Origin of the sequence: Micromonospora sp. CA-244673 (assembly GCF_050948395.1) — a bacterium.
Lineage (GTDB): Bacteria > Actinomycetota > Actinomycetes > Mycobacteriales > Micromonosporaceae > Micromonospora.
This window is the reverse complement of sequence record NZ_CP192019.1, coordinates 3,371,844-3,397,726: the sequence shown is the minus strand read 5'-3', so window position 1 is coordinate 3,397,726 and position 25,883 is coordinate 3,371,844. Positions and strand designations below refer to the sequence as shown.

The following is a 25,883-nucleotide window of genomic DNA, read 5'->3' as shown; positions in this document are numbered from 1 at the left end:
ACGCTCGATGGACATCGGCGGTTGGGTCCCGTCCGCCTCGGTAGCAGTCACCGTCGTCCCTTGGTTCGGTCTGGGGCGCCTCGCATGCGGCCGGTGGAGTCGACTTCCAGGCCCGTTCACGTGAACTTCGGTGAGCGTCCGGTACGGGACGGGCCGCGGTCGGAATGATCAGCGGCAGGAACCGTCTTCGCGAGCCGTCCGAGGTGCTGCCATGTCCGACACAGTGACTCCTCCACGGTCTCCCGTCCGGGCCTGGTACCGGCCCATGGTCGCCCGCCCCACCGACGAGCCGTACCGAACCGTGACTCCGCTGGAACTGCTCTTCGACCTGTGCTTCGTGGCCGCGGTGAGGCAGGCCGCCGACCGGCTGCACCACAACCTGGGCGAGGCTGACATCGGTCACGGCATCGGTCTCTACCCGGCGGTGTTCTTCGCGATCTGGTGGGCGTGGATGAACTTCACCACATTCGCCTCCGCGTACGACCCCGAGGACGACGTCTACCGCCTCACCACCCTGGTTCAGATCGCCGGGGCGCTGGTGATCGCCGGTGGCGTACCCCGTGCCTTCGATCACGGCGACTTCTCCGTCATCACATACGGGTACGTGATCATGCGGCTGGCGATGGTCGCGCAATGGTTGCGCGCCGCCCGCAGCGACCCGGAGCGGCGGGCCACCGCACTGCGCTACGCCGCGGGGATCGTGTTGCTGCAAGTGGCCTGGATCGCCCGGCTGGCACTGCCCGACCGGTGGCTCCTGCCCGGCTTCCTGGTGATCGTCCTCGCCGAACTGCTCCTGCCGTTCTGGGCCCGGCGCCCCGCTCCGATCATCTGGCACCCACGCCACATAACCGAGCGGTACGGGCTATTCACCATCATCGTGCTCGGCGAGTCGGTACTCGCGGCCAGCCTCGCCGTCCAAACCGCGTTCGACAGAGGGATCAAGACAAGCACTCTGCTGTCGATCGCCGGTGCCGGCGTCGTGATCGTCTTCGCGATGTGGTGGCTGTACTTCGACCGCCCAGTCCTCCACCTGGCGGCCTCGCCACAGGTCGCGCTGCTCTGGGGGTACGGCCAATACCTAATCTTCGCCTCCGCCGCCGCGCTCGGTGCGGGCATCGCCGTCGACGTGGACTACCAGACCGGCGCTGTGCACCTCGGGCGTGTCGCTGCCGGATACGCGGTGGCCGCGCCGGTCGCCGTCTACCTGCTCGCAGTCTGGACGCTGCACGTCCGCCCCTATCAACAGCTCAAGATGACCGTGCCGTACTTGGCCACGACGGCGCTCCTCCTGCTGACACCGTTCACGCCGGCGCCGTCCCGCCTGACCGCCCTGCTCCTCGCCATCCTCGTCGCCACCACAGTGATCGCGACCCGGCGCGGGCAGGGCACCGGCGGGACAGTGACGGATCACTAGTGTCCCCCGCCTCATTTCGTTTCCTAGATGTAGACCGCGGTGATGGCGGGTCTTGGACGGCCGAGGGCCGAGTTGGTAATCAGTGATGCGGAGCGGGAGAGACGTTGCAGAGCTGGTCGCGCCGGGCGAAGTTGGCGCAGGCGTGGCCCTGCGGTGTCGGATCGTGAAGGCATGCGCCGGCGTTCTGTCGAGTCAGGATGTCGCTGCTCGGTCGGGGGTCAGTCGGCCGACCGTGGGCAAGCGGCGTTCCCGGTTCGTGGCATGCCGCCTTCGCCGCGAACAACAGCCCGCCCAGGAGATCCGGCCCCGAGGAAACAGCGACGAGCACCCAGAACCGACGAACGTGCTTCCGCACAGTGTCGCAAAAGCCGAGATCCTCGACCATCGGGCCGAACCAGCACTCAACCTGGGCCGCCAGGCAAAGAAAGCCATGGAAGTCTTGCTCTCCCGCAAGTCTGACGATCACCCGAGCAGTCTCACGGAAACGGGGCAAACGTTGCCTGACGCGGCACTAGGTGGCGACCCGGCGAGGCTGGAGCCGTCCCGTCCCCGGCCCGGTCAGCTGCCAGAACTCCTGCGGCAACTGGTCGACAAGGTCTCCGTACTCCTTCGCGCTGGCTGACTCACGAAGCGTATCCAGCACAGCCCGCGCTCCGTCGGTGGCCGCCTGCGTACCACGCGACAAGCTCGTGCTCGGCGTGCCGTTCTACGGCCGCGGGTTCCGCGTCACCTCACCCGGCGAGCAAGCCGGCCTGTTCCAGCCCCAGATCGGTACCGTCGATGTCGGTAACTGGCGCGACATCAACCGTGACCTGCTGCCCGACCCGGCATGGCAGCGCCACCGCCATCCGGTGGCCCGCACACCGTGGCTCTACCACCCCGCTAGGCAGACGTTCGTGAGCTACGAGGACGCCGACTCCATCCAGGAGCGAGCCGCGTTCGCGGCGAGGCACCGGCTGCGTGGCGCGTTCACATGGCAGATCGCCGGTGACGACAGCGAGCATTCCCTCCTCGCAGCCATGACCCGCCCGTTCCGCCAGTAGCGCTCTGGCCGACGTTGAGCAAGGACACCGCGGAGGCCGCAGCAGGCCCGGCATATCGGCGGAGCCAGGATGGCGCGGAACAGGTGGCGGTGGCGGGGTTCGCGGGAGATCAGCTCGATGGTGAGCAGCAGCGCCAAGGGCGGCCACGCGGCGATGATTTGGCTTATCGGGTTCGGCGGGCGTGCAGCACGTTCGCGGCCACTGACGCGACGACGCCGAGGGCGAGGCTGGCCCGTGCCACCCACCGCAGTCGCGGGCCGCGCGGCTGACCGGGACACCGTCGGCGATGGCGACGGCCACCCTTAGCCACAGCACGGGTCCCGACGACCTGTGGGTGGGGACCGAATTTCTCCGGGATCGAGGCGCTGCTCATGCGGGCCGAGCTGGCTCCCGGGCATGTAGTTCCTCTCTCCCCCGCAGAACGACCAGGGATGAACTACATCGTTTCCAGTTCTCGTCCCTTCGTTTCGGGGAGAAAGCGCTGGACGAAGACGAGGGCGAGGGCCGCGAATCCGGTGAATATGCCGTACGTGAGGGGGAGGCTGACGTCGGCGAGGCTCGGGAACGAGATAGTGACTAGCCAGTTGGCGATCCACTGTGCCGTTCCGGCGACCGCGACCGCGGTGACGCGGATCTGGTTGTTGAACATCTCGCCGAGCAGCACCCAGAGCGTGGGCCCCCAGCTCGCTGCGAAAGACAGGACGTAGAGGTTGGCCGCGAGGAGCGCGACGATATCCACGCCGGGCGCAAGTGTGACGTTTTCCCCCGTCCCGGTGGCGCGGCTGAAGCACCAGACGAGGGTAGCCAGAGTCAGCACCATGCCGGCAGAGCCGGCCCTAAGCAACGGCTTGCGGCCGACCCGGTCGATGAGGGCGATCGCCACAAAGGTGCCGGTGAGGTTGACCAGGCTGGTGATGACGCTCGTCAGGAGGGCATCGTTCTCGGCGAAGCCGACGGCCCGCCAGAGTGTGGTGGAGTAGTAGAAGATTACATTGATGCCGACCAGCTGTTGCAGGGCTGCGAGAATGATGCCGATCCAGACGATCGGCAGCAGCCCGAAACGTCGGTCCCGAGGAGAACGGCCACGGAGGTCAGCGAGATCAATGGTCTGCGTGGTGCCGGCGAGCGAACGTTTGATTTCCCCGAGGCGCTCGCCGTCGCCGACATACCGCTGCAGCACCTCACGTGCTTGCTCGTCGCGGTGGCGTCGGACCAGGTAGCGCGGGGACTCGGGGATCCGCAGCGCGAGTAGGCCGTAGAGCGCCGCGGGAAACGCGGCCGAGGCCAACATCCACCGCCACGCCGTTCCGCCCCACGGCACGTCGTTGCCGGCACCGCCGGCCAAGGTGGCCAAGGCGTAGTCGATCAGCAGGGCGACACAGATCCCAATCACAATGGCCAGTTGTTGCAGGGAGCCCAATCGCCCTCTCTTGCCTGCGGGAGAGATCTCGGCAATGTAGGCGGGGACAACGACGCTGGCAGCGCCGACGGCCACTCCGGCGACGGCCCGCCAGGCGGTCAGGCTGATGGGACCTACGGCGAGTGCCGCGCCGACGGCGCTGACCGCGAACATGAGCGCCGTGATCAGCATGACCCGTACCCGGCCGATCCGATCAGCCAGCGGACCGGCGAACCACGCGCCGATCGCACCGCCGAGCAGCGCTGCGGAGACCGCGGTGCCCAGGACCAACGCCGAGAGGTGAAACTCGGCCCGAATCGCATCAACGGCACCATTGATCACCGCGGTGTCGTAGCCGAAGAGAAAACCGCCGATGGCTGCGGCCGCAGCGATCAGAACAACGCCTCCTGGCCTTCTGGCTGGCGGCTGGGAGGCGTCCTTGTCGGGGGTGACACCCGGTGGATCCATGCTGTTCATCGTGCCGCAGCAGGCTGACGTTTGTCCTAATTTCCGGGGCTGTCCGGAAATACCGGCTGCCCCGCCGTCGGGTGCATCGGGATACCCCTCCCGCACCGCCGCCGGTCACCGCTGCCGGGCCCGGCCAGCCATCGCGCCTGGGCGTCGGGTGCTGTTGGCGGCCGATGACCGGCGAGGTCTGTCGTCTGTTCGAGCGATGGACCGGTGGAGTTTCGCGACGCCCCGGGGCGGGTGTCGTGGTCAGCTGGATCGATCTGCAGTCGAGGCTGGCAGCTTCCGACTCGTACTACGCCTCCCGACGACGGCCTGGGGCGTCGCGTCCACCATCTGGAGCACCCACTGGCGCCTGTCCCACAGCGGTGAGGATTCGACGAGCCGCCTCGTCTCGGCACGGAGGTCGTCCAGGTCGGCGGTGTGATCGACGTGGATCCGGATCTGGCCGATCACTCGCGTCTCGTGTCGGGTTTTGGAAGGGGTGTTCGGTGAACCAGGTGGTGGGCAGGATGAGTATCCGGTCGTCCCAGAGCCGGATGACCACGTTGGTCAGCTTCACCTCCTCGACGCGACCCCACTGCCCGTCAATCACGGTGAGGTCCCCACGTGGAGGCCATCGGCGAAGGCGACCTGGATGCCGGCGAAGGCGTTGCCCAGTGCGGGTGCGGACAGGCCGAGCAGCGCGCCGACGATACCCGCGGAGGTGAGCACGGGCAGTCCGTTGGTGCGCGGGGCAGGGAAGGTAGTGAGGATCAGTCCGACCGCCAGGATGGTCCTCGTGCCCATCAACTGACCTCTCTGCCCGAGGCGACGGTCATCCGCACTCCCATCCGTCCGCTCGTAGCCAGGCGGCCCGTCCGGGAAGGCCGGCGTGGCGATCCGGCTGGTTTGGTCCTCCCCGGTTGCGAGCAGCCCTTTTGTCCGCCGCAGCTACGGCTTCAGTACCGCCTCTACGCACTTGTCCTGCTCGTTCCTGAAGGTGTCGTAGCCGTACGAGGCGTCGAGCACGCCATCGTGTGGTGTTGATGAAGCTCGATCCCGCCTTGCGGGTCCGCTCTAGCAGCGGGCGCTTCCAACGCTCAGTGGGTCATGACTGACCAAGGTTGGTGACCAGGTTGACGGCGACGGCCAGGATGCCGGTTCCGAAGGCGTACGAGAGCAGCGCGTGCCCGAGCGCGACCCGGCGGATGTGGCTATTCGTGGGTTCGTTCTCGCCCGGGCCGAAGGACATGCCAACCGTGAAGGCGATGTACGCGAAGTCGGCGTACGCCGGCGGATCCTCCCGCTTGAAGTCAATGCCACTGCCGTCGTCGCGGTAGTACAGCCGGGCGTACTTGAACGCGAAAACAGTGTTCACCAGCGCCCACGCCAGGACCACCGCGACGACGCTAAGGATCACCAGCGTGACAGCCACTGCGTCCTGCTGGTTCGAGGCGCGGACGAGCGCCTCGGCCACGGCGGCGAGGCTGATAGCGGACGCGACGAGGATCGCCGTATCGGTGGAACGTGAGTGCCGCTCCGCTTCGGCGAGCTCCTCGGTACGCTCGGGACTCGCCGGCCAGCAGGCCCGCCATACCCAGAGGAGGATCGTGCCCGCCGCGATCGTCCAGATCACCAGCGGCGTCAACTCCGGCGCCCCGACCAGCGCGGTGGCGGCCCCGGCGGCGACACCGACGGCTAGGGACCACAAGGCACGCCCGACGGACAGCAGACGTCCTAGCGATGGTGGTCCAGATCGCTTCCCCGCCCGCTCAGGGTTCCTAGTCGACCGGGTCGCGCCAGGAAAACCCAGAGCGATCACCGGATCGGGCTGCATCGAGGGTGGCGAGTCGCCGCCGATCCACGCTCGGGTCCTGGCCGACCTTCATCCACCAAAGGCCCTGGCGTCTTAGCCAAGTGCCGGCGCCGTGCGGCAAGCCGTGTCCCGGGTTCGCCGCCCAAGCCAAGACCCGGGCTGCGGCTTCTCACGGCCACCCAGGCGGGCGCCGGTTACAGCGGCGTGGGGCGGGGTGTCGCCGCTGTGCTGCGGGGCGCGTTGAAGGCTCCTCGCCGACGGTACCCAGCCCTCACCACCGCCGGCCGGTGGAACGAGGCCCACGACCACGTAAAGGAAGACATTGACATCTGCCAATGGCTTCCCGACGGCCGCGCGCCGGCGCTGGCACTTCACGCTCGCTCACTTCCAAGCCGTGTTAGCCGTCACCCTTGGGTGACGGCTAACACGGCTTAGGCCGTACCGGTGCCGGAGTGTCAACGATCTGGCGGGTCAGGTGACCCCGACGTTCAGGTAGAAGTGGCCGAGCTTGAGTGACAGCGAGGCGCCTCCGAAGTGGTGAATGACCAGCGCCAGCAGGATGACGATCAAGATGCAGACGACGAGCCAGATCAGGAACCACACGAACCCTGGGATCCCGTAGCGACCGACGCGAGCCATTAGGCTCGACCCCTCGCGGTTGGCGCTGCAACACGCGCCGCCCCACATGGGCATGTCGAGTGCCGGTAAGTGCGCCCGGCACGTGCGGACGTTTCCATACAGCCTCCTTCATCGAGGTGTCCGCGAACCTTCCCTACCGAGGCGCGCGTCAAACCGGGGCCGTAGGAGCCCGCTTCGGGATCTCGCCGGAGTCGGGCGGTGTCTGTGCTGGCGATGGCATCCGGGGTCACGGTCGGTGAAGCAAGCCGGGTCCTTGACGTCACTCGAGTTTGCCCTGTTCGACCTTGTTGCTTGCGGGCAGCTCGAAGTCTTCGGTGCTGACACCGAAGCGCACGGTCCGCAGAGCCGGCGTCGACGAGCTGCTTGCATACCGAGAAGCAGCTGGGGCGGCTTATGGCTAAGCACGGTGGTGGCGCGGTGGTAACCGTCTCTGCAGCGGGTTGCGGCTGCGCGCCGTGTCGGGTTCAGCCGCCATTCATCGGGTCATCGGCACGTTCGGAGCGAGCCAGCATCTCCGCCCTCATCTGCCGGGTCAGGTTGACCTGTGGCAGGTACGCCGGCTCGATAGCCGCCGCCTCCCGGTAGTCGTCGGCTGATGTGGCGAGGTTGACGAGCGCCTCGCCGTAGCGGCCGAGAGCGGCGAGGCTTCGGCTCGATAGCGCCGTGCACTAGCCGGCGAGCCACTCGCCGCACGCGGGGTCGAGGTTTCTCAGCTTCCGGCTCGCGGCGACTGCCATCCGGTAGGCGGCGGTGGCCCTCTGGGATTGCCCGGACCGTTCCAGCCCGCGGCCTAGGTTGAGCGCGGCACCGACGAGCGGCTGGCTGTATCGACGCGGAAACAGCCATGTCCCGACGCGCAGTAGCGCGGTCCGGATCCGCAACACGATCACCGGCACATCATTTCCGCCGTGATGTACCCGGCCAACAGGCTCGAAGAGGCTCAGGCGTTAGTAGCGAGCCTTCAGAAGCGGAGCGATGAACGCTGTGCTGCGCGACAGACTCCAATGAGCCTTTTCCAAGGGCGCGACGGTGACACCTGCACCCGCCTCGCCGCCGGCTTCGTCGTCGGCGTCGCCACCGCCTGGCGCTACGTGCAGGAAGCAATCGTCGTGCTCGCCGCGGCCGCCAACGACCTGGCTGCGGCGATGCGGTCCCTCCGGCACCTGGCGTACGCGATCCTGGACGGCACGCTGATCCCGATCGACCGGGTGGCGGACCAGAGGCCGTACTACTCCGGCAAGCACAAGAGGCACGGCGTGCACATGCAGGTCATCCTCGTCCCGCACCACGTCGAAGCGAACCGCCCTACGCAGGATGAGAGTGGTTCTATGATCATCGCTTGATCGATACTGGTGTCACGGTGCGCCGGGCCTCCGACGCGGATGCGCCCGCCCTGGCCGGTCTGCGCTGGCGGCGGGCCATCCAGGAGCGCGGCTACCAGGGCGACAACCTGGACGAGTTCGTCGCGACGCTCGGCGACTGGATGCGCGGCCACCCCGAGCACCGGGCGTTCGTGGCCGAGACCGCCGGCGAGGTGATCGGGATGGCCTGGCTGGCAGTGGTCGACCGTGTGCCCACAGCGAACAAGTACGCCCGGCGCAGCGGCGACGTGCAGTCCGTCTTCGTCGTCCCCGAGCTGCGCGACCGCCGGGTCGGCGCGCTGCTGATGTCGGCCGTGCTGAACGAAGCCCGTCGCCTGGAGCTGGAGCACGTGACAGTGCACTCCAGCACCCGGGCGGTGCCCTTTTACGAGCGCAACGGCTGGGGTCACGATCCCGAGTGGCTCAGCTGGGCCTCCGAGGCGTAAAGCCGCGCTGAATCCGATCAACGGCGACCCGCCACGACCAGTCCATGTCCCACGGCTCCTCCCCCGGCCTGCTGAAGCAGTTGCTCGGGCAGACCTGGAATCGCATCGAGTGGAACGGCGAGGACGCCCTGTGCCCCGCACGGGAGGAGTTCTGCGAGCACTGCCGCGACGACCACGACATCGGCGAACACCTTCGTGCCGTTGCCATGAGGGCCAAGCCTGAGTGCTAGTGCTGTGGCCACGAACGTTCACGGTCTTGGGTGACACGCCGCCCAACTAGGCTGCACTCATGACTCATGCGGCGGAACCGATCGAGCCGTCCGGGGTGTGGGCCACAGCCGTGGGCGTGGCCCGGGTGAGGGCAATGGAGACGGCACGCGAGCAGCCGCTGTTCCGGGACCCGCTGGCGCTGGCCTTCGCCACTGCCGGCGGGAGAGGCCCCGGGACGCCGTCGCCCCCGCGCGCGGACGAGGCGGCGCGGCGCCGCTGGCTCGGTGTGGCCTTCTCGATCGTCATCCGGACGAAGTTTCTGGACGACCTGCTGGATCGGGCGGTCGCGTCCGGCGTCCGGCAGGTCGTGCTGCTCGGAGCCGGGATGGACAGCAGGGCCTTCCGGATGGACTGGCCTGCGGGTACCCGGTTGTTCGAAGTCGACACGGCCGAACCGCTTGGCTTCAAGGCCTCGGTGCTGCGTCAGGAGCGTGCCGTTCCGCGCTGCGAGCGGATCACCGTCCCGGTCGACCTACGCGAGGACTGGCCCGGCGCCCTGGCCGCGGCCGGGCATGATCCGGCGCAGCCGACGGTGTGGATCGCCGAGGGACTGCTGATCTATCTAACCGAGGACGCAGTGGAGTCGCTGCTCGAACGGGTCGGCGCCCTGTCCGCTGCAGGTAGCAGGATGGGCCTCACACTGGGCTCGCGGGGTGTGGTCGAACGCTTCCGTGGGGATGCCGCTTCGGGATCGGCGGCGTCGATGTGGGTCTGGGAGATGCCGGAGGACCCGGTCGGCTGGCTAGCCGGCCTCGGCTGGGAGGCGGAGACCTTCACCCTGCGTGAGCGCGCCGAGGCCTACGGGCATCCTGTGCTCACCCCGCCCCAGCAGGACGAGGGCGCGGGCGGGCTCGTCTCGGCGGTTCGCGCCACGCCCTGATCACTGAGCCGCCGTACCCCAACAAGATCTGCCACCGACACAGCCTGGCCGCGGTAGCGGCAACGAGGCGATTCGGCGGCTCGCCCGGGAGACCGGCATCGATGGCTTCCCCAGCCTGACCGACGACGGCCGGGTGTGGCGCCGGTTCAAGGTCAGGAGCACTACGTGGACTCCGCAGGGACGGTCGTCCACTCCGGGCCGCTATCCCAGGCAGAGCTGCGCAAGCGGGTCGCCGGGCCGAGTTCGTCCGGTCATCGGTACCGGCCGTCGTAGCGGACTCCGCTCCGGGTGTCCGTGAAGCTGACGCCCGCCCGCACTCCGTCCTCGACGATCCACCGAACCGTGTACGCCGCCCGGTACGTCGGCGGCCAGAATGAAGCGAAGGTCCCATCACCCGTGACAGACCACTCGCATCCTGGGTGGACGGTAACGCCCTCGCCGGACCGCTCGGCGAGATCATGGGGACCGACCTCACCGTCGCCGAACTCACCTGCGCCGGGTGCCGGACGCCCCGTCCGCTGGCCGCGATGCGGGTGTTCGACCGAGCGCCCGGCCTCGTCGCCCGATGTCCCGGCTGCGAGGACGTCGTTATGCGCGTGGTGCGCACGGCCGACCGGGTCCTGGTCGACCTGCGGGGGTCGCTCGTCCTCAGCCTCCCGGTGCCGACTGCCTGAGCGCAGCGATCTGCTCGCTCGCACCGGACTGCACCTCCGAACGCAGGCAGGTGCGTCAGACATGGTGTGCGCTCCCCCGGTGGAGGGAGCGGGTCCCGCCGCGGCGGGAGGACAGCCCCGCCGGTCGGCACGGAGCATGGCCTCATGACCAGCAAGCCTTGTCTTATCCATCCGGGGCCGCTGACCCCGAGCGTGGCCGAGGGGGTTACGCGATGACGGGGCGGCAACGGCCCGCGCGGGTGCGAGTCCCGGATGGCATGACAACCGGTCCGGCACGTCGTCGCGACGCTCCGCAGGGAGTCGGCATGCCCGGTCTTTCGACTCGTTCCCCCCGACCGGCTGCCGCTGTTCAGGTCCGGCGGTGGGCGGTGGCCTGCGCCGTGTTCGTCGTCGCCGAGGTGACCGTGCGGACGTACTGGATCTGGGGTGGCCGGTGGGGTTACACGGCTTGCGACCGCACCCATCTGGTCGACCCGACCGGCGGATGCGGCGCGGACCGGGTCGAGACAGTGCCGTTCTGGGCGGGGTGGGGAGCGGTCGGAGTCGGTGCCGCCCTCGCGGTGCTGGTCGTGTGCCTGCTCCGGTTCCCCGGCCGCTGCTCGGTCGCCGGCGGCGGGGCGGCGGCCGCGCTGCTCCTGGTCCTGTCCTTCCCACTGCATCTGCTCTTCGAGATCCCTGCAGCGTTGGTGGGACGCCCCTCGGACTGGCGCGATCTCGGCGCACGGCTCGTGCTGGCGACCGGCGGCCTGCTGTTCGCCGGGCTCACGAACGCCTGCGCTCCGCAGCGCGGCGCGCGGGCGGCCGGCTACCAGCCGGTGCCGCCGTGGACCCGCCGCTGGGCCTACGTGACGGTGGCCCTGCCGGTGGCCGGCTGGGCGGTGCCGCACGGGCTGTGGGTGCTCGGCGTCCCGTTCGGGATCCCGCAACGGGAACTCGACGACATCCACCGCAGCCTTTCGACGTGGACGGGCGTGGCGATCACCCTCGTCCCGCCGCTGGCCGGCCTGCTCGTACTCGGGTTGGTACAACGCTGGGGGCAGCGGTTCCCGCACTGGCTGCCAGGACTGCGCGATAGGCCGGTTCCCCCGCTCCTGGCGGTGGTCCCCGCCGGGGTGGTGGCACTCGCACTGGTCACCTACGGCATCCTGAGCGTCGCGGTGCTCGTGCGGCAGGTTCTCCGCGGCGAGACGCACTGGTCGGACGTGCGTGAGGGGTGGGCGGTGACCGGCACCCTGCTGGTGTTCCTCTGCTGGGGAGTGGCACTGGGCGTCACCACCACGGGCTACGCCATCGCCACCCGGCCCCGCCCGGAGCCGGCCCCCAAGTCAGGCATCGCGGGGCCGACCCAAGGAAACCGGCGGACCGACGAGGACGCCGTGTGAGGTCACGCCGGTCCCGCTCCGCCGCTCGCCTGGTAGACGGGCTTCGCGTGGTGCTGGCCGTCAGGGCTCGTGGTAGCCGGCCCAGGAGCCGCGGACGTGGCCGATGTGGCGTCGCATCAGCTCCGCCACCTTCGGCGCGTCGCCGGCCACGACCAGATCGACGATCTGCTCGTGCTCGGCGGCCGAACGCCCCAGCTCGCCGCGCTCGGCGAGCCCTTGCAGGCCGTACAGGCGGCTGCGGGCCCGTAGGTTCCCCACCACGTCGATGAGATGGCGGTTGCCGGCGAGGGCGAGCAACGAGAGATGGAAACGCCGGTCGACCTCGACATAGCCGATGAGGTCGCCGGTTTCGGCGAGCCGCTCCACCTCCCTCGCGAGCGGGCGCAGCTCCTCGACCGCCGCCCGGGTGGGCTCGTTGATGGCCCGGGCGATCTCGGCCACGGTGGGCACCTCGATCAGTGCGCGCAGCGAAGTGATCTCGTCCAGGTCCCGGTCACTGAGTTCCTTGACCCGGAAGCCCTTGTTTCGAACGATCGTGACCAGTTCCTCGTTGGCGAGGTCGAGCATCGCTTCGCGCACCGGCGTGGCGGAGACACCGAACTGCTCCGCGAGGGTCGGCGCGGAGTACAGCACGCCGGGTCGCATCTGTCCGGTGATGACCGCGCCCCGCAGGATGTGGGCGATCTCCTGCCGAAGGTTGGGCCGGCCGCCGAACTGCGGCAGAGAGAGGGCGTCCGGGCCCAGGCGCCCGGTCGCGGTGTCACCCCTTGTCTCCTTCATCGCAGCGCAAACCCCAGTCCGACGGGGTCGTTGGCCTCAAGAACAAAATGATGTTCACCAGTTCGGTAGGCCATGCCTCGAACCTCCGAAACGTAGGCCGGGCGGCCTTCTGCTTCCAACTCTTGCACGACGCGGCCCAGGAACCGTGTTCCGACCACCGAGTCGTGCGTTAGCACCTGGTCAGGGGCGAGTTGCCCCGATGATGCTAGCAGCGCGACCCGCGCGGAGGTGCCTGACCCGCACGGCGACCGGTCGACCTCACCGTCGGCGAAGACGGTGATGTTGCGCTGGTGTGCGCCGTCGGACCGTCGGCCGAGATCCTCGAACAGAATTGTGCCGTAGATACCGTCAAGCCGCGGTTCGCTCGGATGCCGGGCCCATTCGGTCCCGTTGAGTTTCCATTTGATTTCGCGGCCGAGCGCCAGCAGTTCACCGTAATGCTCGGGGTCGACCGGCAGCCCGAGGACCGAGGCATCGACGGAGGCGTAAATCGCTCCTCCGTAGCTGATGTCCGCGCGCACCGGGCCCCGGCTGGTGTTCACGGCGATGCCTTGACCCAGGACGTACGCGGGCACGTTGCGGAAGCTGACGCCGCGGACCTCGCCGGCCACGCATGAGACGGTGGCCGTGACGCGACCTGACGGTACGTCGATCACCACGTCGGTCTCCCCGTCCGGCGCGGCGTCCACGAGCCCGCTCCGGACTGCCCACGCACCCAGCGCGATGGTGCCGTGTCCGCACGCCGTCGAGTAACCGTCCTTGTGCCAGAACAGCACCCCGAAGTGTGCGCCCTCGTCGTCAGGTGGCACGACGAAGCAGCCGTACATGTCGGCGTGGCCGCGAGGTTCGTTGACCAGGAGCCGGCGCACCGCGTCGACCTGTTCATCGCGCTGGGCGCGTTCGCGCCGTTCCAGCACCGTGGCGCCGGGGATTTCCGGGACGCCTTCGGTGACGATGCGGAACGGCTCTCCCGCCGTGTGGTAGTCGGTGGCACGAATGTCCTGCATCGCCTCAGGCCCCCAGGTACGCCTCGACCACGCGGGAGTCGCGCGCGAGCTCGCGGGCGGCTCCCTGCAGGGTGATCACACCGTTTTCCACCACGTACGCGCGGTGAGCGATCTTGAGTGCGGCCCGGGCGTTCTGCTCGACGAGCAGCACCGAGGTGCCGTCGGCGTTGATCCGGCGGATCAGGGCCATGATCTGGGCCACCACGAGTGGTGCGAGCCCCATCGAGGGCTCGTCCAGCATCAGCAGTTTGGGCCCGGCGACCAGCGCGCGACCGACGGCGAGCATCTGCTGCTCGCCGCCGGACAGGTTCCCGCCCTGCTGGCTGCGCCGCTCGGCGAGCCGGGGCAGCAGGGCGTAGACCTCGTCGATCCGGCGGCTGACCGCGGCCTTGTCGTTCACCAGGTAGCCGCCGAGTTGGAGGTTCTCGTGAACGGTCAGCCGGGAGAAGATGCGGCGCCCCTCCGGCACGTGCACCACCCCGGCGCCGACGATCTCCCAGGGCTTGGCCTTGGTGATGTCCGTGCCGAACGCGCGCACGGTGCCGCCGGTGGACCGCACCACGCCGGAAACCGTGGCGAGCGTGCTGGTCTTGCCCGCGCCGTTGTTGCCGAGCAGAGTGACGATCTCGCCCTCGCCGACGGTCAGGGTCAGGCCCCGGAGGGCGTGGACGCGGCCATAGTGGACGTCGAGAGCGTCGATGTCGAGTGCACAGCGGCCGGCGGCGTCACTCACGGTTCATCATCTCCTCGCTCGTGGCTTCCTCGTCGTCGTCCTTGCCGAGGTAGGCCTCGATCACGTCCGGGTTGCGGCGTACCTCCTCGGGAGTGCCGTCGGCGATCTCCCGGCCGAAGTTCAGCACGACGATTCGGCGCGACACCTGCATGACGAGATCCATGTCGTGCTCGATGAGGACGATGGCGGTGCCGAGCCCACTGATGCGGTGCAGCAGATCGAGCAGTTCGGTCTTCTCGCCGTAGTTGAGGCCCGCCGCGGGCTCGTCCAGCAGGAGCACCGTGGGCCGGCGGGCCAGGGCGCGGGCGATCTCGACGCGCCGCTGCTCGCCGTACGGGAGGTTGCGCGCCAGGCCACCGCGGTCACCGCGCAGGCCCACGAAGTCGAGCCAATGGTTCGCCTCGTCGGTCGCCTCCCGTTCTGAGCGCCGGAACCGCGGCGTGTGCAGGAGCGCGTCGAGGGCGTTCTGCCGCAGCCGCAGGTGCGTCCCGGCGCGGACGTTGTCGAGCACCGTCAGCTCACCGAACAGGCGCAGGTTCTGGAAGGTGCGCGACGTCCCGCGGGCCGCGATCGCGGACGGACGCAGGCCGGTGATGTCCGCGCCGTGCAGTGTGATGGAGCCGCCGGTGGGCTTGTAGAAGCCCGTGATGCAGTTGAACGCGCTGGTCTTGCCGGCGCCGTTGGGTCCGACGAGCGACAGGAGGTCGCCTTCGTTGACCTCGAAGCTCAGCCCGTCAACGGCCTTCACGCCGCCGAAGTCCAGGTGCAGATCCTGTACCCGCAGGAGCGGTGCGGTTCCTGGCGTGCTCACGGCACTACCTCCTTCGCCTTGCCCGCGTCATGCTTCTCGGCCTTGCGCAGGTCACGGCGGGACTGCCGTTCCACGGCGCGTGCCGGCCACAGTCCCTGCCGGCGGAAGATCATCACTACGATGAGCAGGATCCCGAAGACGAAGTACCGGTAGTCCGCGGCCTCGCGGAGAAGCTCGGGCAGCACGCTGATGAAGATGGCGCCGAGCACGACGCCGGGCGTCGAGCCCATGCCACCGAGCACGACGGCCATCAGGATGAGGGCCGACCACAGGAAGGTGAAGCTCGGTGGGGAGATGGCGGACAGCTGGGCGCCGAAGAGAATGCCGGCGAGGCCACCCCAGATGGCGCCGCCGATGTAGGCGGCGAGCTTCACCCGGTACGTGTTGATGCCCATCGCCTCGGCGGCGTCCTCGTCCTCGCGGATGAACCGCCAGGCGCGTCCGAGGCGGCTGCGTCCGAGCCGCGCCGCGCCGAGGACGGCCAGGGCGACGACGACCACACAGGTGTAGTAGAGGCCGACCGGGCCGCTCAGGTCGATCCCGAGCAGCGTGATGCCGGGGATCCCGTAGATGCCGGACGGCCCACCGGTGATGGTGAGGTTGTTCGCCGTGATCCGGATGATCTCCCCGAAGCCGAGGGTCACGATCGCCAGGTAGTCGCTGCGCAGCCGCAGGGTGGGCCCACCGATCACGATGCCGGCGACCACCGCCGCGACGATGACGACGGGCACCGTGGCCAGCAGCGGCCAGCCGTACCGGGTGGCGAGGACTCCGCTGACGTAGGCGCCGATGGCGAAGAACGCGGCGTACCCGAGGTCGAGCAGGCCGCAATAGCCGACGACGATGTTGAGTCCGACCGCGAGCATCACGAAGAGCAGCGCGGAGGTCATGACCGACAGGGCGTAGTTGGTCGCGGTGATGAACGGCGCCAACGCCGCGACGGCCAGTCCGATCAGGCCGAGGTAGCGGTTCTGCTGGATTCGGTCGAACAGGGCGCTGGCGGTGGGTGACGAGGCGAAGTTGGTGGTCATCAGACACGCTCCGTAACGCGCTCGCCGAGGATGCCGGTCGGGCGGAGCGTGAGGAAGATGATGAGGAAGCTGAAGGCGAAGACGTCGCGCCACTGGCCGCCGATCCAGGCGGTGCCGATCGACTCGAGCAGGCCGAGCGCGAGGCCGCCGAGCATCGCGCCCTTGATGTTGCCGATGCCGCCGATGACGGCCGCGGTGAACGCCTTGAGCCCGATGATGAACCCCATCAGGAAGTCGATCTTCCCGTAGTAGCCGCCGGCCATCACGCCGGCGGCCCCGGCGAGGGCGGAGCCGATGAAGAAGGTGCGCGCGATGACGGCGTCGACGTTGATGCCCATGTACAGGGCCGCCGTGGGGTCCTGGGAGATGGCGCGCATGGCCCGCCCGGTCCCGGTCCCCATGACGAGCCACTGGAGGCCGGCCATCAGCAGGACCGCGATCAGGATGAGGCTGGCCTGTTGGATGGTGATGCGGGCGCCGAGCAGGTTGATCGAGTCGCCCGCCAGCCGGACCGGGTAGACCTCCGGGTTGGGCCCGGCCACCAGGCGCATCCCGTACTCGATCGCGAACGAGGCGCCGACCGCGGTGATCAGTACGGAGAGCCGGGGCGCGCCGCGCAGGGGACGGTAGGCGATCCGCTCGAGCAGCAGGCCGGCCGTTCCGGTCACCAGCATCGCGATGATCAGGACGATGAGCAGCGCCACGAAGCCGAGGCCGGTCGCCAGTCCGCCGGCGACGCTCAGGACGCCGAAACCGACGAACGCACCGAGCATGTACAGGTCGCCGTGGGCGAAGTTGAGGAGCCTGATGATGCCGTACACCATGGTGTAGCCCAGGGCGACCAGGGCGTAGAACGATCCGACGAAGAGACCGTTCCAGAGGAGTTGGGTCATGGGAGCCCTCCGGGGGACGCCCCGGCGGCGCGCTCCTGGGAGGGCGCCGCCGGGAGCAGGTGGTCTACTGCAGGGTGTCCTTGAGGACGATCTTGCCCTTCTCCACCGTGAGGATCTGGAAGCCACCGCTGGACAGCGTGTGGTCGGGGGTGAACTTCAGCGGCCCGGAGAACAGCTGGAAACCGTCGATCCCCTCGAGTGCCTTGATGACGGCGCTGCCGTCGGTCGAGCCGGCCTGCTTGACCGCCTCGGCGGCCACCCGCACTGCGTCGTAGGCCTGGGTGGAGTACGGACCGGGGGCGGCGCCGAACTTGCTCTTGTAGTCCGCGATCCACTTGTCGGCGCCCTGGATCGTCTCCGGGGTCTGCGTCATGGTGGCGAAGACGCCTTCGGCGGCCTCGGAGCCGGCGATGTCCACCAGCTTCTGGTCGACCGACCCGTCGGCGACCATGACCTTGCCGGTGTAGCCGGCCTGCCGCAGCTGACGGATGATGAGGCCACCCTCCTGGTAGTAGCCGGTCCAGTAGATGAAGTCCGGCTGTCCCTTCAGGATGGCGGTGACGTTGGCGCTGTAGTCGCTCTCACCGGCGGTGACCGACTCGCGTCCGGCGAGCGCCGGCGAGCCGGTCAGCAGCTTGGCGGTGGTGTCGGCGATGTCCTTGGAGTAGCTGGTGTTGTCGTCCATGAGGGCGACCTTGGTGGCGCCCACCTTCTTCATGAACGTGAACGCCGCATCGGACTGCTGCGCGCCGGTGCCGTTGATCAGGAAGACGTTCTTCTTGTGCTGCTTGACCAGTTCGTTGGAGTTGGCGGCCGGGATGAGCATGGGCACGTCGGCCTTCTCGAAGATCGGCAACGTTGGCAGCGTCGCACCCGAGCAGTAGCCGCCGACCGAGATCTTCACGCCCGCGGTGACCAGCTTGTTGGCGCCCGCCGTGGCGCTCTTCGCGTCGCAGGCCTCGTCCTCGACCTTGAGTTCGAGCTTGCGCCCGTCGACGCCACCCTTGCCGTTGATCTCGTCGACGGCGAGTTGCGCCCCGTTCTTCATGTACGGGCCGATGGCCGAGCTGCTGCCGGACAGCGGAGTCAGCATGCCGAGGACGATCGGCCCCTTGTCCGACGACTGCTCGCCCCCTCCCGAGGCGAGCCCGTTGCCGCAGGCGGAGAGCATCATGGCCGCAACCGCCGCGCCGCCCACGAGGGCGACTCGCGACAGCCGGCGGGTCAGGTATGCCGTCATTGCCAAACCCACTTCCCTCAAGGGCCGACACGTGGACGGCCCAGGTAGCTGGTAGCACTGCTGTGTGACGTAGCACTGCACTATGGCACAGGACACATCGCCGCTCTAGAGGTGCTCGTCGGGGTGTTATCGACGCGTGACTTGAGCCTGGCGGACTGCTGTGTAATATTTTACTGACCGTCACGAAAGGGGCTTTCCGAGATGACTGCTTCCCCCGCTGCCCGTACCCGCCCCTGGCGCGGCGTGCTCGTCGCGACCGCCCTGCCCTACCGCGACGACCTGTCCGTGGACTTCGACGCCTACGCCGAGCACGTGCGGTGGTTGGCCGAGAACGGCGCCCACGGCGTGACTCCGAACGGGTCCCTGGGCGAGTACCAGGTGCTGACCAGTGAGGAGCGCGCGAAGGTCGTCGAGGTGGCGGTCCAGGCCGCACCCGAGGGCTTCGTCGTCATGCCGGGCGTGGGCGCCTACGGCGCGCTGGAGTCGCGGCGTTGGGCCGAGCAGGCCGCCGAGGCCGGCGCGCAGGCCGTCATGGCGCTCCCCCCGAACGCGTACCGCACGGACGAGCGGGCCGTCCTGGAGCACTACCGCGAGATCGCCAAGGCCGGGCTGCCGGTGACGGCGTACAACAACCCGATCGACACCAAGACGGACCTGACGCCGCGGATCCTCGCCACGCTCTACAACGAGGGCCTCATCGTGGGAGTCAAGGAGTTCAGCGGGGACGTGCGCCGGGCCTACGAGATCTCGGAGCTCGCGCCGGGGCTGGACCTGATGATCGGCACCGACGACGTCGTGCTCGAGGTCGGCATCGCGGGCGCCAAGGGGTGGGTCGCCGGATACACGAACGCCTTTCCCCGCTCGACCGTGGCGCTGTACGAGGCCTCGGTGGCAGGGGACCTGCAGACCGCGCTGCCGCTGTACCGGCTGCTGCACCCCCTGCTGCGCTGGGACTCCAAGACCGAGTTCGTACAGGCGATCAAGCTCTCCATGGAGATCGTCGGCCGTAAAGGCGGCATCTGCCGGCCGCCGCGGCAGCCGCTGACCGCCGAGCAGGAGCAGTCGGTGCGCGCCGCGACCGAGGCAGCCCTCGAAGCCGGACTGGCCTGAGGCATGCGGGCCCGCCGACTACTGCACGCCGTCGACTCGCACACCGAGGGCATGCCGACCAGGGTCATCACAGGCGGCGTGGCGCCACTGCCCGGCGCCACCATGATGGAGCGCCGGCGCTGGTTCCTCGACAACAGCGATGACCTGCGCACCTTGCTGATGTACGAGCCGCGCGGGCACTCCGCCATGTCCGGAGCGATCCTGCAGCCGCCGACGCGGCCCGACGCCGACTGGGGCGTGCTCTACATCGAGGTGTCCGGCTGCCTGCCGATGTGCGGACACGGCACCATCGGGGTCGCCACCGTGCTGGTGGAGACGGGCATGGTGGAGGTGACCGAGCCGGTCACGACGATCCGCCTGGACACGCCCGCCGGCCTCGTGGTCGCGGAGGTCGCCGTCTCCGACGGCGCGGCAAAGGCGGTCACGATCCGCAACGTGCCGTCGTACTCCCAGCAGTTGGGCGCGACGGTCGAGGTGCCCGGTTTCGGGACGGTCCGCTACGACCTCGCCTACGGCGGCAACTTCTACGCCATGGTCCACCTCGATGACCTCGGCCTGCCGTTCGACCGGGGACACAAGCAGGCACTGCTGGACGCCGGGCTGGCGATCATGGAAGCGATCAACGAACAGGACCGTCCGGCCCACATCGACGACCCCGACATCAGCGGATGTCACCACGTACAGCTCATCGCTCCCGGCTCGGATGCCCGGCATTCGCGCCACGCGATGGCCATCCATCCGGGCTGGTTCGACCGGAGCCCGTGCGGTACCGGCACGAGCGCCCGCATGGCGCAGCTGCACGCGCGTGGCGAGCTGGCTCTGGACGTCGACTTCGTCAACGAGTCCTTCATCGGGACGCGCTTCGTCGGCCGGCTCGTCGAGGAGACCCGGCTCGCCGGCGGTGTCACCGCAGTGGTGCCGACCATCACCGGGCGTGCCTGGCTGACCGGCACGGCACAGTACTTCCTCGATCCGGACGACCCGTTCCCGGCGGGTTTCCTGCTTTGACGTGACCTCGTCCCACCCGGCCCACCTACCGACGCTGAGGGAGCCTTCGTGATCAAGAGCTACTCACCGCACGCGCCCGAGGACCTCGTCGCCGAGGCGCCCGTGACCACCGCCGACGAGGTGGCGAAGGCGTTCGCGGGCGCTCGCGCGGCGCAGGACCAGTGGGGGCGCGGCCCCGCGGCCGCCCGGGCGCAGGCACTGTCCGACGCCGCCGACGCGGTGGCGGCGGCATCCGACGAACTGACCCGACTGGCGGTTCGCGAGGTCGGCAAGCCCCTCGGCGAAGCGCGCGGTGAGGTGGCTCGGGCGGTGGCCATCCTTCGCTACTACGCCCAGCAGGTGTACGACCCGGTGGGCGCGATGCACGAGCCGTCGACCCTCGGTCTGCTCTTCACCCGGCGCCGACCGCTCGGCGTCGCCGGGCTCGTCACCCCGTGGAACTTCCCCATCGCCATCCCGCTGTGGAAGGCCGCACCGGCACTGGCGTTCGGCAACGCTGTGGCGCTGAAGCCGGCGCCGGACGCCACGGCGACAGCGCTGCGGCTGGCCGCCCTGCTCGACGAGGTGCTGCCCGAGGGGCTGTTCACGGTTCTTCCCGGTGACGGCGACACCGGCCGGGCGATCGTGGCCGAGGCCGACGTGGTGTCGTTCACCGGATCCACGGCGGTCGGCGGTGACGTGGTGCGCTCGGCCGCGGCCCGCGGGGTGCGGGTGCAGGCGGAGATGGGCGGCCAGAACCCGGCGATCGTCCTGCCCGACGCCGACGTGGAGTCCACCGCCAGGCAGATCGCCGCGGCCGCGATGGGGTTCGCGGGCCAGAAGTGCACGGCGACCAAGCGGGTCATCGTCGTCGGGGACGTCGCGCCGATGCGTGACGCCCTCGTCGCGGCGATCGAGGCGCTGGGGTTCGGCGACCCGGCGCGGGCGACGACCGCGGTGGGGCCGGTCATCAGTGAAGCCGCCCGGGACCGGGTGCTGGCCGCCGCCGGCAGCGCGACCGCGGCCGGGGCCCGTCTCCTGACCGGCGGCGTGGCGACCGACGACCCCGGCTGGTTCGTGCGTCCGACCCTGCTCGAGGACGTCCCCGCCGACCACCCGCTCTCGTGCGACGAGGTGTTCGGGCCGATCGCCACGCTGCGCGCGGTGCCTACGCTCCAGGAAGCGGTGGCGGTGGCCAACAACGTTCCGCAGGGACTCGCCGCCGGCGTGTACACGCGCGATCTCACCGCCGCGCTCACGACGGCGGACGCGTTGGCGGCCGGTCTGGTGAAGGTCAACGCACCGACCACCGGGGTCGACTTCTACCTGCCGTTCGGCGGTGAGAAGGCATCCAGTGTCGGCGGCCGCGAGCAGGGAAAGGCCGCGCAGGACTTCTTCACCTCGCTGCACACCGTGACGCTGGCCCCCGGCGAAGGAGCCTGATGCCCGGCGACGACGGCCTGGCGCTCACGGCCGAGGAACAGTCGATGCTGGCCGGAGAGCAGGGCCCGGCCATCGCGATGTGCATGCGTCTGATCGTCGGGGTCGCGCGCGCGAACGGGGCCGAACGACTGGTGCCGATCGAGTCGGCGCACGCCGATGGCTGCCTGTACCACGGCGTGGCCGGGCTGGAGTTCACCGAGCGGCTGGTCTCCCTCGGCGCCCGAGTGCGGGTGCGCACGACGCTCAACGTCGGCTCGCTCGATCTGCTGCATCCCGGATTGGTACGCGCCGACCCCGAGGTGGCCGAGAACGGCCGGCGCCTCATGGATGCGCACGTGGCCCTCGGCTGCGAGCCGATCTGGTCGTGCGCGCCGTACCAGTCCGGCCACCGCCCGGCACAAGGCAGCCATGTGGCGTGGGCGGAGTCGAACGCCATCGCCTTCGTCAACTCGGTACTCGGGGCGCGCACGGACCGGTACGGCGACTTCATCGACATCGCCGCCGGCGTTGCCGGCCGGGTCCCCTACTCGGGCCTGCACCTGACGCGAAACCGCGCGGCCGCGCTGGTGCTCGACTTCTCAGCGGTCCCCGCTGCGCTGCTCGACGACGACGTCGCCTGGCCCGCGATCGGGGCGCTGCTCGGCGAACTCGCCGGAACCCGGGTCGCGGCGCTCACCGGCCTGCCGGGCGACCTGAACGACGGCGGGGTCACCGAGGACCGGGTCAAGGCGCTCGGCGCGACCGCCGCGTCCGCCGGCGGCGTCGCACTGTTCCACATCGTGGGAGTGACCCCGGAGGCGCCGACGCTGGGCGCGGTGCTCGAGCCTGAGGCCACCACCGTGCCGGTGACGGCACACGACCTCAGGCGAGCGCGCGAGCGGCTGAGCACCGCCGCCACGAAGTCACTCGACGCCATCAGCCTCGGCACCCCGCACTTCTCGCTGCCCGAGTTCGCGGCCCTGGCGCGCGAGTTGCGGGCCGGCCCGTCGTTCAGCTCGTCGGTTGACGTGTTCGTCTCGACCAGCCGGGCCGTGCTGGCCGAGGCGGAGGCACGCGGGTACGCCGGCGCCGTGCGCGACGCGGGGGGCCGCATCCTCACCGACACGTGCACGTACGTGACGCCCGTGCTGCGCGACGGGATCCGCACCGTGATGACGAACTCGGGAAAGTGGGCCTGGTACGCGCCGGCCAACCTCGGAATCGAGACCGTACTGGGAAGCCTGGCCGAGTGTGTGGCCTCGGCGCGAGCCGGGACGGTGGTACGCGATGAGCGGCTGTGGGGATGACCCGGTGACCCTGCCCGGCCGCTCCCTTCATCCGGGACAGGCGGACGGCGTCGTACTCGCGCTCGACGAACCGCTCTCGTTCTGGGGCGGGGTCGACCCTTGCGGAGTGATCGTCGACGCTCACCATCCGCAGCGCGGCTCCACGGTCGCCGGGCAGGTCCTCGCGATGCGGGCCGGGCGCGGCTCCAGCTCCTCGACGGCCGTGCTCGCGGAGCTGATCCGGTCGGGGCATGCGCCGGCGGCCGTTCTCCTGGCCGAGTGCGACGCGATCCTGGTGATCGGGGCCCTTGTCGCCGCCGAGATCTACGGCACCACGCTGCCGATCGTGCAGCTCGCCCACGACGATCTGGCACGACTGCACACCGGCACCCGAGCCGCCGTCCTCGCCCACACCGCACCCCTTGCGGCGACCGTGATTGCGAAGAGCCGATGACCGCGGCACTGCCCTACCTCGACGAGGCTGCCATCTTCGGCCTGGTGCCGTTCGCCGATGCCGTCACCGCACTGGCGAAGGCCCTGTCCGGCGGGCTCGATCCGCAGGCGTCCCTGCAGCGCACCATTCATGACGTGGAGCACGGACAGCTGCTACTGATGCCCGCCGAGACCGCGGCCGTCGTGGGAGTGAAGCTGAGCACGGTGGCTCCGGGCAACGTCGATCGTGGGCTCCCCCGCGTCCAGGCGCTGTACGTGCTCTACGACCGGGTCGCGCTGACGCCGGTGGCGCTGCTGGACGGCACGGCCCTGACGACGTTGCGAACCCCTGCTGTCTCCGCGGTCGCGATGGACCACCTCGCCGCGCGCGGGGCGCGCCACCTGGTCGTGTTCGGCTCCGGCCCACAAGCGTGGGGGCATGTGGAGGCGCTGCGAGCCATTCGCCCCCTCGACCGGGTCACCGTGGTCGGCCGGGACCCCGACCGCGCGGCGGACCTGGTGGCCAGGGTCCGGGACAGCGGTCTGGACGCACGCGTGGGCAGCCACGACGACGTCGCGGACACGGACGTGGTGGTATGCGCGACAACAGCCCGCCAGCCGCTCTTCGACGGCCGTCGGTTGCGTCCGGGGACCTGTGTCGTCGCGGTGGGCTCCCACGAGCCGGACGCCCGTGAACTCGACGACGCGACGATCAGCTCTGCCGAACGGGTCGTCGTCGAGTCCCACGGCGTCGCCCTGCGCGAAGCTGGTGACATCATCCAGGCCGTACGCGCCGGCGTGGTCCGCGAGGACAGCCTCATCGAGCTTCGCGACGCGGTACACCTGACACCCACCACCGGTTCATCGGTCTTCAAGAGCGTCGGCATGGGCTGGCAGGACCTTGTGGTGGCCGATCTGGCCTACCAGCGCTGGACGGAGAGACGGCATGCCTGACGTGGTCATCGTCGGCGCGGGCATCGTGGGGGCCGCGTGCGCCTACTACGCCGCGCGCGAGGGGCTGTCGGTGACCGTCCTCGAACGGGGAAACCTGGCCGGCGGCACCACCAGCCGCGGTGAGGGCAACATCCTCGTCTCGGACAAGGAGCCCGGCCCCGAACTGAACCTGGCTCTGGCATCGCGTACGCGCTGGCTGGAACTGGCCGCCGAGTTCGGCGCCGACCCGTTCGAACTCGAAGAGAAGGGTGGCCTGGTCGTGGCCACCTCTGATCCGGGTGCCGCAGCGCTGACCCGGTTCGCCGAGGGGCAACGGGCCACCGGCGTGGAGGCGGTCGCGGTGAGCGCGGACCAGCTCCACGACCACGAGCCGAACCTCGCCCCGGGCCTGCCCGCAGGAGTCCTCTACCCCCAGGACATGCAGGTACAACCGGTACGTGCGGCGGTGTCACTCCTCGCGGCGGCCCGGTCCCTCGGCGCCACGGTGGCCTGCGGCGAGGAGGTCGTGGCGGCCGAACGGGGTCCGGACGGGCGTGTCACGGCGGTCCGGACGCGCACCGGCAGCTATCCCACCAACGCGGTCGTCAACGCCGCCGGAACCTGGGGTGGTCAGGTCGGCGAGCGGCTCGGCGCGCCGATTCCGATCCTCCCCCGCCGCGGGTTCATCCTGGTGACCGAGCCGCTGCCCCGGGTGGTCCGGCACAAGGTGTACTCCGCTGACTACGTCGAGAACGTCGCGTCCGACGTCGCCGGGCTGGAGACGTCCACCGTCGTGGAAGGCACCCAGGGCGGAACGGTCCTCATCGGCGCGAGCCGGGAGCGGGTGGGGTTCGACGACACCATGTCCGTGGAGGCGCTACGGCGGCTGGCCGCGCTGGCGGTACGCATCTTCCCCTTCCTCGCCGACGTGAGGCTGATGCGCACCTACCACGGGTTCCGCCCGTACTGCCCGGACCACCTGCCGGTCATCGGTGCGGACCCCCGGGTTCCCGGCGTGTTCCACGCCTGCGGGCACGAGGGCGCCGGCATCGGTCTCGCCCCGGCGACCGGCAAGCTGATCAGCCAGATGCTGACCAACGATCAGCCGGACATCGACCCCTCGGCGTTCGCGCCATCGAGGTTCGCGCAGGTGACGGCAGGATGAGCCAGCCACACTTCTCCTTCGACGGCCGCCAGATCCCCTTCCGGCCGGGGCAGAGCGTGGGCGCCGCGTTGACCGCGGTCGGGGTGCGGTCGTGGCGCAGCACCCGAGGCGCCGGCCGCCCGCGGGGGTTGTTCTGCGGTATCGGCGTGTGCTTCGACTGTCTCATCGTCGTCGACGGGCGCCCGAACGAACGCGCCTGCCTCCGGCTCGCCGAGCCGGGCATGGAGGTCAGCACGCAGGAAGGAACCGGTCACGGTGACCTCGAAGTCTGAGCGGCGG

Annotated in this window: 27 protein-coding genes and 1 pseudogene; 15 read left to right on the top strand and 13 right to left on the bottom strand. The window is 69.6% G+C overall.

The window, feature by feature from the left end; genetic code table 11:
- Positions 1-211 precede the first annotated feature (211 nt).
- On the top strand, positions 212-1,414 hold the full coding sequence (locus ACQP12_RS15815) for a low temperature requirement protein A (RefSeq protein WP_357945476.1): 1,203 nt from the start codon (positions 212-214) through the stop codon (positions 1,412-1,414).
- Positions 1,415-1,493: 79 nt separating this feature from the next.
- Here ACQP12_RS15815 and ACQP12_RS15810 read toward each other — a convergent pair whose 3' ends face one another.
- On the bottom strand, positions 1,494-1,880 hold the full coding sequence (locus ACQP12_RS15810; RefSeq protein WP_433289597.1) for a hypothetical protein: 387 nt from the start codon (positions 1,878-1,880) through the stop codon (positions 1,494-1,496).
- Positions 1,881-2,073: 193 nt separating this feature from the next.
- Between ACQP12_RS15810 and ACQP12_RS15805 the strand changes: the two genes are divergently transcribed.
- Complete coding sequence (locus ACQP12_RS15805) at positions 2,074-2,457, top strand: glycosyl hydrolase family 18 protein (protein WP_433288733.1); 384 nt, start codon at positions 2,074-2,076, stop codon at positions 2,455-2,457.
- Positions 2,458-2,893: 436 nt separating this feature from the next.
- On the opposite strand, the gene ACQP12_RS15800 is transcribed toward ACQP12_RS15805, so the two are convergent.
- The 5 genes from ACQP12_RS15800 to ACQP12_RS15780 all read right to left on the bottom strand — a co-directional run bounded on the left by ACQP12_RS15800 (position 2,894) and on the right by ACQP12_RS15780 (position 6,725).
- Positions 2,894-4,324 (bottom strand): sugar porter family MFS transporter, encoded by a 1,431-nt coding sequence (locus ACQP12_RS15800; RefSeq protein WP_433288731.1) that lies wholly within the window; start codon positions 4,322-4,324, stop codon positions 2,894-2,896.
- Positions 4,325-4,619: 295 nt separating this feature from the next.
- The gene (locus tag ACQP12_RS15795) at positions 4,620-4,871 is read right to left on the bottom strand and encodes a hypothetical protein (RefSeq protein ID WP_433289287.1); all 252 of its coding nucleotides are present in this window, start codon (positions 4,869-4,871) and stop codon (positions 4,620-4,622) included.
- Positions 4,872-4,915: 44 nt separating this feature from the next.
- Positions 4,916-5,113, bottom strand: a complete 198-nt coding sequence (locus tag ACQP12_RS15790) for a hypothetical protein (RefSeq protein WP_433288729.1) — start codon at positions 5,111-5,113, stop codon at positions 4,916-4,918.
- Between the two features lie 301 nt (positions 5,114-5,414).
- Positions 5,415-5,954 carry a DUF1345 domain-containing protein gene (locus tag ACQP12_RS15785; protein WP_433288727.1) on the bottom strand — a complete coding sequence of 180 codons (540 nt, stop codon included), beginning with the start codon at positions 5,952-5,954 and terminating at the stop codon, positions 5,415-5,417.
- A gap of 639 nt (positions 5,955-6,593) precedes the next feature.
- Positions 6,594-6,725 (bottom strand): hypothetical protein, encoded by a 132-nt coding sequence (locus tag ACQP12_RS15780; protein WP_433288725.1) that lies wholly within the window; start codon positions 6,723-6,725, stop codon positions 6,594-6,596.
- A 1,028-nt stretch (positions 6,726-7,753) separates the two neighbouring features.
- Between ACQP12_RS15780 and ACQP12_RS15775 the strand changes: the two are divergent.
- The 5 genes and pseudogenes from ACQP12_RS15775 to ACQP12_RS15755 form a co-directional block, all read left to right on the top strand.
- Positions 7,754-8,044: pseudogene (locus ACQP12_RS15775) on the top strand (IS5/IS1182 family transposase); the annotation flags it as partial.
- A gap of 56 nt (positions 8,045-8,100) precedes the next feature.
- The gene (locus tag ACQP12_RS15770; RefSeq protein ID WP_433288723.1) at positions 8,101-8,568 is read left to right on the top strand and encodes a GNAT family N-acetyltransferase; all 468 of its coding nucleotides are present in this window, start codon (positions 8,101-8,103) and stop codon (positions 8,566-8,568) included.
- Positions 8,569-8,857: 289 nt separating this feature from the next.
- Complete coding sequence (locus ACQP12_RS15765; protein WP_433288721.1) at positions 8,858-9,718, top strand: class I SAM-dependent methyltransferase; 861 nt, start codon at positions 8,858-8,860, stop codon at positions 9,716-9,718.
- Positions 9,719-10,137: 419 nt separating this feature from the next.
- Entirely contained in the window at positions 10,138-10,392 is a 255-nt protein-coding gene (locus tag ACQP12_RS15760) for a DUF6510 family protein (RefSeq protein WP_433288719.1), read from the top strand.
- A gap of 368 nt (positions 10,393-10,760) precedes the next feature.
- Positions 10,761-11,774: a hypothetical protein gene (locus ACQP12_RS15755; protein ID WP_433288717.1), complete on the top strand. Its 1,014-nt coding sequence runs from the start codon at positions 10,761-10,763 to the stop codon at positions 11,772-11,774.
- Between the two features lie 60 nt (positions 11,775-11,834).
- Here the strand turns inward: ACQP12_RS15755 and ACQP12_RS15750 are convergent, their stop codons facing one another.
- The 7 genes from ACQP12_RS15750 to ACQP12_RS15720 all read right to left on the bottom strand — a co-directional run bounded on the left by ACQP12_RS15750 (position 11,835) and on the right by ACQP12_RS15720 (position 18,269).
- Complete coding sequence (locus ACQP12_RS15750; protein ID WP_433288715.1) at positions 11,835-12,554, bottom strand: GntR family transcriptional regulator; 720 nt, start codon at positions 12,552-12,554, stop codon at positions 11,835-11,837.
- On the bottom strand, positions 12,551-13,561 hold the full coding sequence (locus ACQP12_RS15745; protein WP_433288713.1) for a proline racemase family protein: 1,011 nt from the start codon (positions 13,559-13,561) through the stop codon (positions 12,551-12,553). Before ACQP12_RS15745 ends, ACQP12_RS15750 begins: the two co-directional genes overlap by 4 nt.
- Positions 13,562-13,565: 4 nt before the next feature.
- On the bottom strand, positions 13,566-14,294 hold the full coding sequence (locus ACQP12_RS15740) for an ABC transporter ATP-binding protein (RefSeq protein ID WP_433288711.1): 729 nt from the start codon (positions 14,292-14,294) through the stop codon (positions 13,566-13,568).
- Positions 14,287-15,105, bottom strand: coding sequence for an ABC transporter ATP-binding protein (locus tag ACQP12_RS15735; protein ID WP_433288708.1), 819 nt, complete (start codon positions 15,103-15,105; stop codon positions 14,287-14,289). Before ACQP12_RS15735 ends, ACQP12_RS15740 begins: the two co-directional genes overlap by 8 nt.
- Positions 15,102-16,136: a branched-chain amino acid ABC transporter permease gene (locus ACQP12_RS15730; protein WP_433288706.1), complete on the bottom strand. Its 1,035-nt coding sequence runs from the start codon at positions 16,134-16,136 to the stop codon at positions 15,102-15,104. Before ACQP12_RS15730 ends, ACQP12_RS15735 begins: the two co-directional genes overlap by 4 nt.
- Complete coding sequence (locus ACQP12_RS15725) at positions 16,136-17,029, bottom strand: branched-chain amino acid ABC transporter permease (RefSeq protein WP_355056785.1); 894 nt, start codon at positions 17,027-17,029, stop codon at positions 16,136-16,138. Before ACQP12_RS15725 ends, ACQP12_RS15730 begins: the two co-directional genes overlap by 1 nt.
- 64 nt (positions 17,030-17,093) lie before the next feature.
- The gene (locus ACQP12_RS15720; protein ID WP_151460673.1) at positions 17,094-18,269 is read right to left on the bottom strand and encodes a branched-chain amino acid ABC transporter substrate-binding protein; all 1,176 of its coding nucleotides are present in this window, start codon (positions 18,267-18,269) and stop codon (positions 17,094-17,096) included.
- 201 nt (positions 18,270-18,470) lie between these two features.
- On the opposite strand from ACQP12_RS15720, the gene ACQP12_RS15715 reads away from it, so the two are divergent.
- From ACQP12_RS15715 to ACQP12_RS15680, 8 genes are read left to right on the top strand one after another with little or no spacing between them, the layout of a single operon-like run.
- Entirely contained in the window at positions 18,471-19,379 is a 909-nt protein-coding gene (locus tag ACQP12_RS15715) for a dihydrodipicolinate synthase family protein (RefSeq protein WP_357945530.1), read from the top strand.
- A 51-nt stretch (positions 19,380-19,430) separates the two neighbouring features.
- Positions 19,431-20,387 carry a proline racemase family protein gene (locus tag ACQP12_RS15710; protein ID WP_433288703.1) on the top strand — a complete coding sequence of 319 codons (957 nt, stop codon included), beginning with the start codon at positions 19,431-19,433 and terminating at the stop codon, positions 20,385-20,387.
- Between the two features lie 48 nt (positions 20,388-20,435).
- Positions 20,436-21,809 (top strand): aldehyde dehydrogenase family protein, encoded by a 1,374-nt coding sequence (locus ACQP12_RS15705; protein WP_433288701.1) that lies wholly within the window; start codon positions 20,436-20,438, stop codon positions 21,807-21,809.
- Entirely contained in the window at positions 21,809-23,095 is a 1,287-nt protein-coding gene (locus ACQP12_RS15700) for an aconitase X (protein WP_433288699.1), read from the top strand. The genes ACQP12_RS15705 and ACQP12_RS15700 overlap by 1 nt, the downstream gene beginning before the upstream one ends.
- 4 nt (positions 23,096-23,099) lie before the next feature.
- Positions 23,100-23,528 carry an aconitase X swivel domain-containing protein gene (locus tag ACQP12_RS15695; protein WP_433288696.1) on the top strand — a complete coding sequence of 143 codons (429 nt, stop codon included), beginning with the start codon at positions 23,100-23,102 and terminating at the stop codon, positions 23,526-23,528.
- Positions 23,525-24,460 (top strand): ornithine cyclodeaminase family protein, encoded by a 936-nt coding sequence (locus ACQP12_RS15690; protein ID WP_433288695.1) that lies wholly within the window; start codon positions 23,525-23,527, stop codon positions 24,458-24,460. Before ACQP12_RS15695 ends, ACQP12_RS15690 begins: the two co-directional genes overlap by 4 nt.
- On the top strand, positions 24,453-25,604 hold the full coding sequence (locus tag ACQP12_RS15685) for an NAD(P)/FAD-dependent oxidoreductase (protein WP_433288693.1): 1,152 nt from the start codon (positions 24,453-24,455) through the stop codon (positions 25,602-25,604). The genes ACQP12_RS15690 and ACQP12_RS15685 overlap by 8 nt, the downstream gene beginning before the upstream one ends.
- Positions 25,601-25,876, top strand: coding sequence for a (2Fe-2S)-binding protein (locus ACQP12_RS15680; RefSeq protein WP_433288691.1), 276 nt, complete (start codon positions 25,601-25,603; stop codon positions 25,874-25,876). The genes ACQP12_RS15685 and ACQP12_RS15680 overlap by 4 nt, the downstream gene beginning before the upstream one ends.
- Positions 25,877-25,883 lie beyond the last annotated feature (7 nt).

Coding starts and splice junctions, on each gene's coding strand:
- ACQP12_RS15815 (WP_357945476.1), top strand. CDS start 212: ATGTCCGACACAGTGACTCCTCCACGGTCTCCCGTCCGGGCCTGGTAC.
- ACQP12_RS15800 (WP_433288731.1), bottom strand. CDS start 4,324: ATGGATCCACCGGGTGTCACCCCCGACAAGGACGCCTCCCAGCCGCCA.
- ACQP12_RS15790 (WP_433288729.1), bottom strand. CDS start 5,113: ATGGGCACGAGGACCATCCTGGCGGTCGGACTGATCCTCACTACCTTC.
- ACQP12_RS15765 (WP_433288721.1), top strand. CDS start 8,858: ATGACTCATGCGGCGGAACCGATCGAGCCGTCCGGGGTGTGGGCCACA.
- ACQP12_RS15750 (WP_433288715.1), bottom strand. CDS start 12,554: ATGAAGGAGACAAGGGGTGACACCGCGACCGGGCGCCTGGGCCCGGAC.
- ACQP12_RS15745 (WP_433288713.1), bottom strand. CDS start 13,561: ATGCAGGACATTCGTGCCACCGACTACCACACGGCGGGAGAGCCGTTC.
- ACQP12_RS15730 (WP_433288706.1), bottom strand. CDS start 16,136: ATGACCACCAACTTCGCCTCGTCACCCACCGCCAGCGCCCTGTTCGAC.
- ACQP12_RS15725 (WP_355056785.1), bottom strand. CDS start 17,029: ATGACCCAACTCCTCTGGAACGGTCTCTTCGTCGGATCGTTCTACGCC.
- ACQP12_RS15720 (WP_151460673.1), bottom strand. CDS start 18,269: ATGACGGCATACCTGACCCGCCGGCTGTCGCGAGTCGCCCTCGTGGGC.
- ACQP12_RS15715 (WP_357945530.1), top strand. CDS start 18,471: ATGACTGCTTCCCCCGCTGCCCGTACCCGCCCCTGGCGCGGCGTGCTC.
- ACQP12_RS15710 (WP_433288703.1), top strand. CDS start 19,431: ATGCCGACCAGGGTCATCACAGGCGGCGTGGCGCCACTGCCCGGCGCC.
- ACQP12_RS15700 (WP_433288699.1), top strand. CDS start 21,809: ATGCCCGGCGACGACGGCCTGGCGCTCACGGCCGAGGAACAGTCGATG.
- ACQP12_RS15690 (WP_433288695.1), top strand. CDS start 23,525: ATGACCGCGGCACTGCCCTACCTCGACGAGGCTGCCATCTTCGGCCTG.
- ACQP12_RS15685 (WP_433288693.1), top strand. CDS start 24,453: ATGCCTGACGTGGTCATCGTCGGCGCGGGCATCGTGGGGGCCGCGTGC.
- ACQP12_RS15680 (WP_433288691.1), top strand. CDS start 25,601: ATGAGCCAGCCACACTTCTCCTTCGACGGCCGCCAGATCCCCTTCCGG.